Source organism: Pseudoalteromonas sp. S3776, from assembly GCF_005886915.1.
GTDB lineage: Bacteria > Pseudomonadota > Gammaproteobacteria > Enterobacterales > Alteromonadaceae > Pseudoalteromonas.
The window spans coordinates 65,908-79,582 of the sequence record NZ_PNCU01000025.1; the positions used below are offsets into that span (position 1 = coordinate 65,908).

The 13,675-nt window shown below is 41.6% G+C and carries 13 protein-coding genes; 4 read left to right on the top strand and 9 right to left on the bottom strand.

The features are described 5' to 3' along the window. Nucleotides 1–57 precede the first annotated feature (57 nt). A complete protein-coding gene (cysS, locus tag CWC16_RS11505) occupies nucleotides 58–1,437 on the bottom strand; it encodes a cysteine--tRNA ligase (protein ID WP_138541636.1) in 1,380 nt (459 codons plus the stop codon). A 413-nt stretch (nucleotides 1,438–1,850) separates the two neighbouring features. Here cysS and CWC16_RS11510 point away from each other — a divergent pair, with 413 nt between their 5' ends. The 3 genes from CWC16_RS11510 (at nucleotide 1,851) to CWC16_RS11520 (ending at nucleotide 4,018) form a co-directional block, all read left to right on the top strand. Then, nucleotides 1,851–2,342: a peptidylprolyl isomerase gene (locus CWC16_RS11510; protein ID WP_024032242.1), complete on the top strand. Its 492-nt coding sequence runs from the start codon at nucleotides 1,851–1,853 to the stop codon at nucleotides 2,340–2,342. 85 nt (nucleotides 2,343–2,427) lie between these two features. Beyond that, a complete protein-coding gene (locus CWC16_RS11515; RefSeq protein ID WP_138541637.1) occupies nucleotides 2,428–3,165 on the top strand; it encodes a UDP-2,3-diacylglucosamine diphosphatase in 738 nt (245 codons plus the stop codon). A 52-nt stretch (nucleotides 3,166–3,217) separates the two neighbouring features. Further along, complete coding sequence (locus tag CWC16_RS11520) at nucleotides 3,218–4,018, top strand: substrate-binding periplasmic protein (RefSeq protein WP_138541638.1); 801 nt, start codon at nucleotides 3,218–3,220, stop codon at nucleotides 4,016–4,018. Between the two features lie 31 nt (nucleotides 4,019–4,049). On the opposite strand, the gene miaE is transcribed toward CWC16_RS11520, so the two are convergent. Continuing rightward, on the bottom strand, nucleotides 4,050–4,820 hold the full coding sequence (gene miaE, locus CWC16_RS11525; RefSeq protein WP_055015799.1) for a tRNA isopentenyl-2-thiomethyl-A-37 hydroxylase MiaE: 771 nt from the start codon (nucleotides 4,818–4,820) through the stop codon (nucleotides 4,050–4,052). 211 nt (nucleotides 4,821–5,031) lie between these two features. Between miaE and CWC16_RS11530 the strand changes: the two genes are divergently transcribed. After that, nucleotides 5,032–5,631: a Yip1 family protein gene (locus tag CWC16_RS11530; protein WP_004586887.1), complete on the top strand. Its 600-nt coding sequence runs from the start codon at nucleotides 5,032–5,034 to the stop codon at nucleotides 5,629–5,631. A 98-nt stretch (nucleotides 5,632–5,729) separates the two neighbouring features. Here CWC16_RS11530 and purF read toward each other — a convergent pair whose 3' ends face one another. The 7 genes from purF to CWC16_RS11565 all read right to left on the bottom strand — a co-directional run. Then, nucleotides 5,730–7,256, bottom strand: a complete 1,527-nt coding sequence (purF, locus tag CWC16_RS11535; protein WP_055015800.1) for an amidophosphoribosyltransferase — start codon at nucleotides 7,254–7,256, stop codon at nucleotides 5,730–5,732. An 18-nt stretch (nucleotides 7,257–7,274) separates the two neighbouring features. Continuing rightward, complete coding sequence (locus CWC16_RS11540) at nucleotides 7,275–7,769, bottom strand: CvpA family protein (RefSeq protein WP_055015801.1); 495 nt, start codon at nucleotides 7,767–7,769, stop codon at nucleotides 7,275–7,277. A 170-nt stretch (nucleotides 7,770–7,939) separates the two neighbouring features. Beyond that, nucleotides 7,940–8,578 carry an SPOR domain-containing protein gene (locus tag CWC16_RS11545; protein WP_138541639.1) on the bottom strand — a complete coding sequence of 213 codons (639 nt, stop codon included), beginning with the start codon at nucleotides 8,576–8,578 and terminating at the stop codon, nucleotides 7,940–7,942. Nucleotides 8,579–8,589: 11 nt separating this feature from the next. Then, nucleotides 8,590–9,855, bottom strand: a complete 1,266-nt coding sequence (folC, locus tag CWC16_RS11550) for a bifunctional tetrahydrofolate synthase/dihydrofolate synthase (RefSeq protein ID WP_138541640.1) — start codon at nucleotides 9,853–9,855, stop codon at nucleotides 8,590–8,592. 25 nt (nucleotides 9,856–9,880) lie between these two features. Further along, complete coding sequence (accD, locus tag CWC16_RS11555) at nucleotides 9,881–10,756, bottom strand: acetyl-CoA carboxylase, carboxyltransferase subunit beta (protein ID WP_055015804.1); 876 nt, start codon at nucleotides 10,754–10,756, stop codon at nucleotides 9,881–9,883. 140 nt (nucleotides 10,757–10,896) lie between these two features. Continuing rightward, complete coding sequence (gene truA / locus CWC16_RS11560; RefSeq protein WP_055015805.1) at nucleotides 10,897–11,691, bottom strand: tRNA pseudouridine(38-40) synthase TruA; 795 nt, start codon at nucleotides 11,689–11,691, stop codon at nucleotides 10,897–10,899. Nucleotides 11,692–11,837: 146 nt separating this feature from the next. Beyond that, nucleotides 11,838–13,675 (bottom strand): FimV/HubP family polar landmark protein (locus CWC16_RS11565; RefSeq protein WP_283957366.1); only part of this gene is annotated, 1,838 nt, incomplete at its 5' end.

Consider the following 13,675-nt stretch of genomic DNA (forward strand, 5'->3'; position numbering starts at 1 on the left):
TAAAAAGGGTTGCCATTTATGGCAACCCTTTTTAGTTTAAACGCTACGTTAAAGCATTTACGCTTTACGCCACGTTGTTTTACCGGCTGAGTCTTCAAGCACAACACCGAGTGCATTGAGTGCATCACGTGCTTCATCAGCGGCGGCCCAGTCTTTATTTGCGCGCGCTTCGTTACGTTTTACAATCAGTGCTTCGATAGTGGCTACTTCATCATCATCTTGCCCACCTTGCAAAAACGATTCTGGTGCTTGCTGAGCAACACCAAGTACTTCGCCTATGCTGCGTAGCACAAATGCTAATTGCCCTGCTTGCTGTGTATCGGTGTCTTTAACACGGTTAAGCTCTTTAGCCAGTTCAAATAAAACCGGTAACGCCTCTGGTGTATTAAAGTCATCGTTCATCGCTTTTCTAAATTTAGCCACGTACTCATTGCTCTCAATGTCGCACGCTAATGGCTCTACACCACGAAGTGCTGTGTAAATACGTTCAAGTGATGAGCGTGCTTGATCTAAATTCTCTTGCGAGTAATTTAGCTGGCTTCGGTAATGCCCTGATATTAAAAAGTAACGAACAGATTCAGCATCATATGTTTTTAATACCTCACGCACAGTAAAAAAGTTGTCTAATGATTTAGACATTTTTTCTTTATTTACTTGTACCATACCGGTGTGGATCCACGTATTTACATACTTACCATTGTTTGCACAGCATGATTGCGCAATTTCGTTTTCATGGTGCGGAAACTGTAAATCAGAGCCGCCACCGTGAATATCAAAATGTTCGCCTAAATGCTTTGAGCTCATTGCTGAACATTCTATATGCCAACCTGGGCGCCCTTCTCCCCACGGTGATGACCAAGAAGGTTCGCCTGCTTTTGCTTTTTTCCACAATACAAAATCAAGCGGATCGTCTTTATCTTGTGCAACTTCTACGCGAGAGCCTGCTTGGAGCATACTTAAATCTTGTTGCGATAGTGCGCCGTACTGTTCAAACGTAGAAACATCAAAAAGCACGTCGCCGTCATTTGCTACGTACGCATGGCCTTTTGCAATTAAGCGCTCAACCATTTCGATGATTTCGTCCATATGGTTTGTAACCGTCGGTTCAATATCTGGGCGCAACATGTTTAGGCTATCAAAGTCTTCGTGCATGGCTTTGGTCATACGCAAAGTTAGGTCATTAATTGACTCGCCATTTTCGTTTGCGCGTTTAATTATTTTATCATCTACGTCGGTAATATTACGTACGTATTTTAAGTCGTAACCAAGATGGCGAAGATAGCGGACAATAACATCAAACCCGACAAATGTACGCGCATGACCGATATGACAAAAATCATAAATGGTGATACCACACACGTACATGTCGATTTTGCCTTCGACCATAGGTTTAAACGGCTCTTTTTGTCGCGTGAGTGTGTTGTATATTTGTACCATTTACTTTAAGTCCTTGACTGTTTGCTGAGTTGGCTATGTTAACACTTGAAAAGCCCCCGCTCTAGCGCTTTTTATACCCAAACCTCTTCAATACAGTTGTTTAAGCTGGAATTAAAACCAATTTAGGTTAGGCCTTGATTGTGTGTAATAGAGGTTCTGTTGTTAAAATTAATAACACTGTAAAAATCGGTTTTAAATCACCCTGTTTATTGCTCAACGAGCTCTTGTTCTGTGCATAGTTACATATTGAGAGAAAATACGACAACGACAAAATACCACCTCGATATAGACCCTCTGTAAAACGCACAAGTATATACCTTGAGCAGCTTTGGATATATTGAACAAGCACTTTGTTTATCTTAGTTAACTAAGATAAAATAGCGCAACTAATTAAACCAGATATAGGAAACCACATGGTTGTTCTACACACTAATTTTGGTGACATCACCATTAAAATGTTTGAGCAAGAAGCTCCAAACACAGTTAAAAACTTTTTAGAGTACGCAAACTCAGGTTTTTACAACGGCACTATTTTTCACCGTGTAATTGACGGCTTTATGGTGCAAGGCGGTGGATTTGTACCTGGTATGGAACAAAAAGACGTTAACGACCCAATTCAAAACGAAGCAAATAATGGCCTATCTAATAAAGTAGGTACATTAGCAATGGCACGTACACCTGATCCTCATTCAGCAACGGCCCAATTCTTTATTAATGTTAACGACAACGACTTTTTAAATCACAGCAGCGAAACGTCGCAAGGCTGGGGTTACTGTGTATTTGCTGAAGTAGTTGAGGGCATGGACGTAGTAAATAAAATTAAAGGTGTTGCAACAGGCAGCGCTGGTTTTCACCAAGATGTACCGCTTGAAAATGTAATCATCGAAAACGTTACTGTAAGCTAAACGTTTACTCATACACCGAGTAATTAAGCGGGCATGGTACATTAATGTATTCGCCCGCTTTTATTTAACCTAACTAGATGCCTTTATGACTTCTCAAACCTACTTTATTGCAGATTTACATCTAAGTGAAAACCGCCCAGATATTAGCGAGGCCTTTTATCGCTTTATAAATACGCATATTATCGGTAAGCCCGTAGATGCACTGTATATTTTAGGTGATTTTTTTGAAGTATGGGTTGGGGATGACTACGTAACAGAATTGGCCAGTGAAGTTGCAAAACATTTAAAAGCCGTTAAAGATGGCGGAACTCCAGTGTACTTTATACATGGTAATCGTGATTTTATTATGCGTGAGCAATACGCTAAACGCGCTGGTATGGTATTGCTAAACGAGCAAACGGTTATAGATTTATATGGCACACCCACTGTTATTTTGCACGGTGATGAAATGTGTACTCAAGATATAGAGTATCAAAAGTTTCGCAAAAAAAGCCGTGGCTGGTGGTGGCCTAAATTAATGTTAGCAATGCCACTTTGGTACAGAAAAAAAATTGCGCGTAATGCCAGAGAAAAAAGTAAATTAAGTCAAGCCGACAAACCCATAGAAGTTTTAGACGTAGTTGATGACGCCGTACTGGCGGTGTTTGCAAAACACAATGTAAGCAACATGATACACGGGCACACGCATCGCCCTAATGTGCATAAGTACACTGTAGGTAAGCAAACACTAACACGCACTGTGCTTGGGGATTGGTATACTCAGGGCTCATACTTAGTGGTTACACCAGACAGTCAAAAACTTATTAATACGCCCTTCGCATAATCTCAAATCCTGACTATTATTTAAGTACTTTTTGGTAATAGGATAAGGATATATGAATAAAGCTATTTTTTGCTTATTGCTTTGTTGCATTTTTCCCAAAGGGTACGCCTCTGAAAATTGGCAACTCGTCGCTGAAAACTCCCCTCCTTATATTGGTGAGCGCTTAATGAATAATGGCTGGGTGACAGCCTTAATTAAAGCGGCTTTAATAAATCAAAATATTGATAACGATATAGAGTTTACCAGTTGGAACAGAGCCCTAAAGCTGACCAAAATAAATAAAAAAGATGCAATTTTAGGCGCTTTTTTTACACAATCTCGCACTGAGCTTTTTTACTACTCTCGCCCGCTGGCTAACGTATATGTCGGCTTATTTAAGCTCAAAGGCAGGCAAATAAACTATGACGGCAGTATGAACTCTTTACAGCCATACAGTATTTGTAAAGGCGTTGGCTATGCAGTTAGCGAGGCTTTTTCTGAAAGTAATGGCCTTGCTGTAACCTCCACACGTGGGTTAATTAATAGTTTATACATGCTACAAAAAGGACGGATAGACTTAGTTGCAGGCACTAAAGAAGTGGGGGAATATTGGTTAAAAAACACCGAAAAGCTTAATGAGCCCGGCGCGCCACAAGTTGAATATATTTCGCCGGATTTAGAGCACCACCAACTCCATGTTATGTTTCCCAAATCTGACCCTAATGCAAAACATAAAAGGGACGCACTTGAGCAAGGCTTTACCGCTATTTTATACAATGGCACCGCAAAAAAAGTGTTGATGAAACATGGTTTTTCTCAAAGTGCAGCACTTGAACTTATAGACTTTATAGAAAGAAGTAGCGCACCAAACTAGCCAGTGCGCTTGAAGAGCAAATAGCACCGATTTAGTTGGTGACTTGTGCAGGTGCACCACTGTGAAACTTAAAGTCTTCATCGGGGCTGGTAATTAAATCAGCCTCAACTTTACCAAAAAAGTCGACTCGCTCAGTAATATCAAAATCAGCAATTTCTTGTGCCAGTGTTAAGTAATCTTGATAATGGCGTGCCTCAGAGCGAAGCAACGAAATATAAAAATCGCCTAAGCGTTTATCAACATGCGGCGCAAGCTTTGCAAAACGCTCACACGAGCGAGCCTCAATATAAGCGCCGACAATAAGCTTATCGACGAGAGCATTAGGTTCAAACGTTTTAACGTTACGTAGCATCCCCTTAGCATAGCGACACGGTGTGATACTTCGGTACTCTACGCCATATTCGTCCATTATTTCGAGCACTTGGTAAAAGTGATGTAATTCTTCTTTTATTAGCATCACCATTTTATCAATTAAATCTTGCCCGTATGGCGAGTTTGACTTTGGAATAATAGATTTTGTCAGTTTATTTTTAGCCGCCAAATCACGCCAATTGCCTTCACGCTTATAAATAAGTGTTTCAAAAGGTTTTAGCCATTCAAGTAATGCATCACTGCTGTCTTTATCGACCGCGTATTTACGGATTAAAAACATTGCACTTTGCGCTGCTTTTAACTCACAAATTAAATGGTCGATTAAGATAACCGATAAATTCTCTTTTTTTACTGCTTCATCTACCCAGGCATTCGGGGTTTCGCACAATAAAAAATTATTAATAGGGGCTAAAAGTTCGCTATGTGGCACAGGGCTGCTCGTTACTTCAAATAATAAAAAGCCATTTTAACACGAAAAATAACGAAGAATAAAACAAGCAAAAACAACTGACTTAAAATGTTAATAAGCAGTTAACTTGACTTTGTATCTGAACTAAACCATAAATATAAGTGCTGTACAAAAAACAAACTAAAAATAAATTATAACCAACAGTAAACCGTTCCTTTTATGGAGTACCGCTATGATACTGAATCACCTGTGGGGCATTTATGCTCATCCACTCGAAGAATGGCAAACAATAGATAACCGCCACGAAAGCCTAACTTACAGCTTGTCGCATATTTTACTTATTGCATTATTTCCATCGATTATGGGGTATTACTCATCGGTGTATTTAGGCTGGAGTATTGGTGCAGGCAACCCAGTATTTTTAACGCATGAAAGCGCACTGCTAATTGCCGTAGCTATGTATGGTGCGTTAATAGCCGGAGTGTTTGCTTTGGCCTATTTAGCCCATTGGATGGCCGTTACATTTGGTGCTAAACCTACGTTTACACAAACGCTTGAGCTTGCCGCTTATACTGCTACACCTGTGTTTATGTCGGCCTTAGCCGCTTTTTTACCTGAGCTGTGGTTTGTTGTTTGCGTAGGTATGATTGCCCTAGCCTACTCGGTGTACTTACTGTATACGGGCGTGCCAATACTTATGCATATCCCGCAAGAGCGCGGCTTTATTTATGCCAGCTCTGTTGTCACCTGCGGGCTAATTTTATTGGTAATAATTTTAGCTGTAACCGCAATTCTTTGGACTAACGGCATTGTGAGTCCAATGTTTACCTAATCAACCACGTTGTTTGATATGAAGTGTTCCCTTTCTTTCCTTCGCAAAAAAGGAGCTAATTAGCTCCTTTTTTTATGTCGATTATGTTTAGTTACACATTAGTCAGCTTCGTTGGCATCTTGATTATGTATTTCAAGGCCTGATGACATGGCATTTTCGCGGTTGCTTTTAGCCGAGTCGTTACGTAGCTGATCAATATGATTTAAGTAATCTTGATCAATATCGCCGGTAATGTACTGCCCATCAAATACAGAGGTTTCAAACTTAGTAATTTCTGGGTTTTCTTGGCTCACCGCTTCAATTAAATCGTTTAGCGATTGAAAAATTAAGCCATCAGCACTGATGCTTTGGTTAATGTCTTCAACTTCGCGGCCATGCGCAATAAGCTCTGCTGCAGAGGGCATATCAATACCATACACATTCGGGAAGCGGATTTCAGGAGCGGCTGAGGCAAAATACACATTTTTTGCTCCAGCTTCACGGGCCATTTCTACAATTTGCGCAGAAGTTGTACCGCGTACAATTGAATCGTCAACCAGTAAAACGTTTTTACCTTTAAATTCACGGTCAATCGCATTTAGCTTTTGACGCACTGACTTTTTACGCATTTCTTGGCCAGGCATGATAAATGTACGACCAATATAACGGTTTTTAACAAAGCCTTGGCGGTAAGGTAAATCAAGCATGCGGGCAATTTCTAATGCTACATCGCATGAGGTTTCAGGAATTGGGATAACTACATCAATGTCTTTATCGCTCCACTCACGCGCAATTTTTTCACCCAGTTTAGTACCCATGTTTACACGCGTTGCGTAAACCGACATACGATCGATGGTTGAATCAGGGCGAGCGAAATAAACAAACTCAAAAATACAGGGCGCATAAGAGGCTTTTTCTGCACAACTTTGTGAATGGAATTGACCGTCTTCAGTCACATAAATCGCTTCACCTGGCGCTACATCTCGCACAAATTCAAAGCCGTCAGGCTTTAGTGCTACGCTTTCTGATGCAAACATGTACTCAGTGCCTTTAGGCGTTTCACGCTTACCAAATACCAGCGGGCGAATACCATTAGGGTCACGAAATGCTAAAACACCGTGACCAATTATCATCGCAATAGCGGCGTAGCCACCTGTAACCTTGTTGTTTACTTCGGTTACTGCGGTGAATATATCTTCAGCGTCTAAGTGTAATTTGTCTGACTTACTTAGCTCATGCGCCATAATATTAAGCAATATTTCTGAGTCTGACGTTGTATTAACATGGCGACGCGCTTCTGAAAACAATTGCTGCTTGAGCGTTTCAGCATTAGTTAAATTACCATTGTGCGCAAGCGCAATACCAAATGGTGAATTAACATAAAATGGCTGCGCTTCAGATGAACTTGACGAGCCAGCAGTAGGGTAACGAACGTGGCCAATACCAATTGTGCCTTGTAGTCGCTTCATATGGCGGGTGTGAAACACATCCTTTACTAGGCCATTTGCTTTGCGCAAGCTGAACGTATTGTTTTCAATGGTAATGATGCCCGCGGCATCTTGACCTCGGTGCTGCAAAACAGTTAAGCCATCATAAATCGCCTGATTAACAGGAGATGTTCCGACTATCCCAACGATACCACACATGTAATTTATCCTCGCCGATTAACGGTTTACTGAATTTAAAAAGCTCGAGTTGTTTTCTAGGTACGAAAAGAACCATTCAACAACAAAGCCGAATTCTGGAATCAAAATAGAATTGCCCCACCAGTGCGTGTTTGGTGCACCAGTAAAAGCATCAAGAAAGAAGAGTAACGCGCTCACGACCAACACGCCTCGTAGCGCACCAAAAACAATGCCAAAGACACGATCGGTGCCAGATAAACCAGTACGCTGTACAAGCTCACCTAAAATGTAGTTTAGTAAACCGCCTAACAGTAGCGTCGCAAAGAAGAGTATGGCAATGGCCGCCGCATTTCTTAAAAGGGGTTCAGAAATACTTGTTAGGAAGGAAGCTAAATATTGGTAGAACAAACTAGAGATGATAAATGCGCAACCCCATACTGCTAATGACATAGCTTCTTTAACGAAGCCGCGTATTAAACCTATGATGGTAGACAGTGCAATGATGCCAAGAATGGCGTAATCAACCCAGATCATATTAACCAATTAGTCGCTATTTTGGGGCGCATTCTATACCCAAACCTCCTAAATATGCAAGTTAAAGCGGGAGATAACCAGTAACTATCTAATACAAAAAATTAACATTTAAGAGGTGTGTTTTTTAGCGCTAAATTAAAAAAGGCCTTACTAAGTAAGGCCTTTAAAAATCAGTGAGTGACGGTATATTGCGTTACTTTGCCGTTGAGCTTGGTCAGCGCTTTTAGCTCAGGTAACTTTTCAGTAAGCTCAGCCTTATCAAGCGAGGGACCCACAAACACTTTAGTCAATGTACCATTAGGCGTTTTGATGGGCTTTGTAAACGTTTTAAAACCTTTTGCTTTAAGCTTAGCTTGTAAAGCCTTTACATTAGCCGCATGAGAAAAGCTACCAAGCTGAATTACATAGGCCATATCAGTGAGGTTTTCTTCACTCTTGCGTGGTGCAATAGGGTTAGCTTTGGCAGGCTCTGGCGCTTTAGCGACAGGTTTACTTGGCACACTCTCACCTTCTATGCTGCCCTCGACTACTTCTCGCTCTGCCGCGAATTTGCTTTCTTGGCTTGTCAGCACGTCGTCATCAGCAGCTACATTCTCTATTGGCGCTTGCTTTAAGGGCTCGGCTTGCGCTACTTTTTCATCTATAGACTCTTGAAGGTCGATAGTTTTAAACTCAGAGCGTTCAGGGATAGCTTTAAAGCCCTCTTTATAGTGGACCTTTTCGCCATCGAGTATATTAGGAATAAACACAATTGCTGCGATCACCACAATACTGGTTCCAACTAAACGATTTATAAAACCTGAGTTCACCGACTTTCTCTCTATTTTTTAAAGTAGTTTATAGCATCTGCAACAGTAAAAAATGACCCAAACACAATTAAAAGCGTATCACTTTGCTGTGTAGGCATAATTACATTAAGCGCATCGTGCACACTATTATAGCGTTCATGCGTGCCTGTATGAGGTATAGTTTGCAACGCGGCGGCCATATTTTCAACGTTATCGCCACGTGGTATGTGTAAGCTAGTAAGAGACCATTGATCAATTACAGAGCTTACCTCTTTAAGTACACCCGCTTTATCTTTATCAGCAAGCATAGCGACTAATGCATGAATTTTAAAGCCTTTATCTTTATAGCTTGCAAGCTTTAGTGCTAAATAACGAGCAGATTCGGGATTGTGCGCAACATCAGTAAACACTAAAGGTGTTGTATTGAGTTGCTGAAATCGGCCCTCAACAACTAAATTAGCTAAACAACGTTTAATTACCTCATCGCTTGGTAGTAAATTTAACGCTGCTAAAGTAGTTAAAGCAGTTGCGGCATTTTGTGCAGGAATTGCTGGTTTGTCTAACGCCAAATCATAATGCTTATATTGCCATGTGAAATGCGCTGGGTGCTCTTTGAATATAAAATCAGTGCCCGATATAACCATATTGGCTTTAATCTCAGTGCCATAATCGGTCATAGTGTGGGGTATGTTCAAATCACCAATAATAGCTGGCGTATTTTCACGAAATATACCTGCTTTATCATAAGCAACCAGCTCGCGTGTATCGCCTAGGTATTCTTTGTGATCTAAATCGATAGTGGTGATCACGCTTGCATAAGGTGTAACGATATTGGTGGCATCAAAACGCCCACCCAAACCAACTTCAAGCAGCACATAATCAACCTCAAAACGCTTAAAAATAGCCAATGCACCAAGAGTGCCATATTCAAAATACGTCAGTGCCGTGCTACCGCGACCTTGCTCTAGCGTGTTAAAGGCATCAACATGGTATTGATCTTCAAGCTCTTGAGCATTTATGCGCACACGCTCGTTGTATTTAATTAAATGAGGAGAGGCATAAGTGCCAACAGAATAACCTTGAGCCAACAATAAAGACTCTAAACAGCGTGCTGTTGTCCCTTTGCCGTTTGTGCCGCCAATCAAAATGATTTTGCTGGAAGTGTTTAATAAGCCAATGTTGTTTGCAACAGTAGCGACGCGTTCGAGGCCCATTTCAATATTTGCAGGGTGAACACTCTCTAAATAACAAAGCCAATCATCAAGGCTTGATGATTGGCTAGGAATTATGTTTGTCATAGCGTGTAATCAGTAAAGCTGAAATTTACGCTACTCTATGCTCTTGTTCAGTAGAAGGCAAGTTCATAAATTTAGCAAGCACACGTGCTAACGTGTCACGCATTTCACGGCGGTCAACAATCATGTCTATCGCACCGTGCTCTAATAAGAACTCACTACGCTGAAAACCTTCAGGCAGAGTTTCACGTACTGTTTGTTCAATAACACGCGGACCAGCAAAACCAATTAAGGCTTTTGGCTCAGCAACGTTTATATCACCTAACATCGCAAGTGATGCTGATACACCGCCCATGGTTGGGTCGGTCATAACTGATATAAACGGCAGGCCTTTTTCGCTCATTTTAGCAAGTGCAGCACTGGTTTTAGCCATTTGCATAAGCGACATAAGTGCTTCTTGCATACGTGCTCCACCTGAAGCTGAAAAACACACTAATGGCATGTTGTGCTCTAAACATTGGTCTACGGCATCAACAAAGCGTGCACCTACAACCGAAGCCATTGAACCACCCATAAATGAGAATTCAAAAGCAACCGCTGCAACAGGAATACCTTTTAAGCGGCCTTTCATCGCTACTAGTGCGTCTTTTTCGCCACTTGTTTTTTGGGCTGCGCTAATACGATCTGAGTATTTTTTTGAGTCTTTAAACTTTAATACATCTTTAGGCTCGTGCTCAGTACCTAGCTCTGTGCGGTCGGCTTCATCTAAAAAGTGCTCTAAACGCTTACGGCCGCTCACACGCATGTGGTGGTCGCATTTAGGACATACGTTTAATGACTTCTCTAGTTCAGCTTTATATAAAATTGAATCGCAAGCTGTACATTTAGCCCAAACGCCCTCTGGAATTTCTTTACGACCTGATGACTTAGTCGTTTTAGGTAAGATTTTTTCTAACCAACTCATTTGCAACTCTCTTAATGCTGTTCTGTGTCGCGAGCCTGCTAATAAGTAGCAGACAGATTTTTTCAATTAAAACATGAATTACACAAACACGGTATAAAAAACTGGTCTTAGTAGTTAGATAAACGCTTATAAATTCAGCACTAACATTCCGTGTCAGGTAAAAATAATGGCCCTAACGGCGTTTTAGGAATGTTAAAATGCGCTGGGTAATCAACATCCACTAAGTACAACCCTGCCGCTTTTGCCGTGGCACTGGCTTTAGCGCGCTCTTTTAAATCTAATAGCTCTTTTAACCACACTGGCTGATGTTTATGTAAGCCTATATCCATTAGACAGCCGGTAATATTGCGCACCATATGGTGTAAAAAAGCATTCGCTTTAATATCAATAATAACGTAATCACCCTGTCGCTGTACCGATAAATGATGAATTGTTCTGTTTGCTGTATTAGCTTGGCAATGCAGTGCTCTAAAAGAAGTAAAGTCATGCTCACCAATTAAGTACTGACACGCTTCTTGCATTTTTGTTTCATCAAGTGGGTGATGAAAATGTGTAACCCCTTCATTCATCACTGCGCCCCTGTAGGCGTAGTTATAAATAACATAACGGTAACGACGCGCTGTTGCGCTAAAACGTGCATGGAAGTCTTCACTTACGGGTTGTGCAAAACGAATTGCTATGTCTTTAGGCAGTAGCGTATTCATCCCCATGGTAAACGCCACCATTTCACGCGGAGCATGAGTTTCAAAGTGGATAACTTGGCCAGTGCCATGCACCCCAGCATCTGTGCGCCCCGCGCACACTATTTCAACCGGATGATTACAAATGCGCGATAACGCTTTTTCTACTTCTTGTTGTACGCTATTTACGTGAGACTGACGTTGCCACCCACTGTAACGCGCGCCGTTGTATTCAACTCCAAGTGCTACTCGCATAATTACTGCTTTACCTACTGTGCTAATGAACGAGGCATTTTATGCTATCTCGCGGTGCAATAAAAGCCAGTGTGTTGTGATCCAATAAATACCTACAAAAAAGCCGCAATAATTACCTTATTGCGGCTCAAGTAACGTTTAAAAAGCTACTTTAATTTTGCTTTTAAGCTTTGGGCTTCTTCTTGCACATCTTCAGGGCCACTTTCAATAACATCTTCAATCACTTTTAATGCTGAGTCAAAGTCGTCAATCTCAATATACGCCCTTGCCAAATCAAGCTTGGCAGAATAACCACCGCTCTCTAAGTCAACATCTGTAGGATTATCCCCAGCAAGTAAGGATTCAAAATCACCTAACCCTACATCCATATTAACTTCGTCATAAGGTTCGTGCTCAAGTACCGAGTCGTCACTTTGTTCGAGTAACGCATCAATATCAACAAAATCGTCGGCAGTAGGCTGCTCTGTATCTTGTATAGGGTTATCTTGAACCGCTTTCGTTTCAATCTCACTATCTAAATCTTCATTAAGTAAGCTATCGAAATCGACGTCAAATTCACTGCTGTCCTCTAAATATAACTCATCTGGTTCAGATAGTTCACTGAGTAACGCATCAAAATCGGTTTGCGTTAGATCAGCCATAAACTCATCGTCTAGCTGCTCGTCGGGTATAACCTCTTCATTAGTTTGCTCATCAGGAGCTTGTGTTAGCTCAGCTTCTATCTGCGAGTTTGTTATTTCATCTTCACCGTCTTGTGATAGTGCTTGCTCTAAAATTGCGTCGTCAAAATCAGGTTGTTCCTGCTTGCTGTCCGTAATCTGCTCTTCACTGAAAGACTCCTCTTGCGAGAGAGGTGTATCAACATCATCGTCAATCAGCGGCTCGTCATCTAGGTCAGCATCTAATGCATCAATACCAGTGTTACCAGCAAGTGCATTCGCTAAATTTTGCTCAGCTTGGCTTGGCGCCATACCGCTTGACTGTCCATCAAGTTCATCACCTTGCAACTCTTGCGGACTATATGATTGCTGATCATCTAAATCAAAATCGTCGTTATCAAGCTCTAATTCAGGGTATTCATCAAGCTCTTCGCTTGGGGTGACTTGCTCATCTAATAATGCATCAAGCTCTTCGTCTAGCCCATCAATACTTTGCAGTAAATCGTCATCAAAAACCCCTTTGTCTTCATCCGTATTTTCAGGTAAATCTAGCTCGCTTGCAACATCCGTTAATTCATCTGCCGATAAATCCGTTTGAGCCCGGCTATCATCTTCACCGATTTCTTCAGCGGCAAGCTGTGACTGTAATTCTAGCTCTGAAAAATCGTTATCAATGAGTAACTCATCATCAAAGTCGTCTTCTAGGCTATCTAGTTCATTGCCCGAAAGTGCATTTGCTAAGTCTTGTTCAGCTTGGCTTGGCTGCATGCCTGTAGCCTCACCATCAAGCTCATCGCCCAATAACTCATCAGGTAAGTATTGCTGTTGTTCTGTTACATCTAACGCGTCTCTCTTCTCATCTGAAAAGTCTATATCATCGCTGAGTGTATCATTTACAACCTCATTTTCAGGTTGAGTATCTAAAAGCGGATTCGCTGGTGTTTCCTTTGAATCTAGCGGATCGTCACCTAAATCGACCTCTACCTCTTCAATATCATCATCAAGGTCATCAAGTGCCCAATCAGGGTTTTCAACATAGTCTTCGTCTGTAGCTTGCTCTAGTTCACTGAGTAATTCATCAACACTTTTTAGGGTATCGTCAGTGTACTCATCCTGCGCATCTTCTGGGTCAAGTAATGTTTCTGAACTATCTATGAAGTCGGTGTTTTCAAGCAAATCATCATCAAGCTCTTCTTCAAGCTCTGGCTCTTCTGCAAGCTCTGGCTCTCCTGCAAGCTCTGGTTCTTCTACAAGCTCAGGCTCATCTTCAAGCTCAGGATCGAAATCATGGGGTGGGTCGGCTTGGGGGGGGGGGGCGGGGGGGG

Coding starts and splice junctions, on each gene's coding strand:
- cysS (WP_138541636.1), bottom strand. CDS start 1,437: ATGGTACAAATATACAACACACTCACGCGACAAAAAGAGCCGTTTAAA.
- CWC16_RS11510 (WP_024032242.1), top strand. CDS start 1,851: ATGGTTGTTCTACACACTAATTTTGGTGACATCACCATTAAAATGTTT.
- CWC16_RS11515 (WP_138541637.1), top strand. CDS start 2,428: ATGACTTCTCAAACCTACTTTATTGCAGATTTACATCTAAGTGAAAAC.
- CWC16_RS11520 (WP_138541638.1), top strand. CDS start 3,218: ATGAATAAAGCTATTTTTTGCTTATTGCTTTGTTGCATTTTTCCCAAA.
- CWC16_RS11530 (WP_004586887.1), top strand. CDS start 5,032: ATGATACTGAATCACCTGTGGGGCATTTATGCTCATCCACTCGAAGAA.
- purF (WP_055015800.1), bottom strand. CDS start 7,256: ATGTGTGGTATCGTTGGGATAGTCGGAACATCTCCTGTTAATCAGGCG.
- CWC16_RS11540 (WP_055015801.1), bottom strand. CDS start 7,769: ATGATCTGGGTTGATTACGCCATTCTTGGCATCATTGCACTGTCTACC.
- folC (WP_138541640.1), bottom strand. CDS start 9,855: ATGACAAACATAATTCCTAGCCAATCATCAAGCCTTGATGATTGGCTT.
- accD (WP_055015804.1), bottom strand. CDS start 10,756: ATGAGTTGGTTAGAAAAAATCTTACCTAAAACGACTAAGTCATCAGGT.
- truA (WP_055015805.1), bottom strand. CDS start 11,691: ATGCGAGTAGCACTTGGAGTTGAATACAACGGCGCGCGTTACAGTGGG.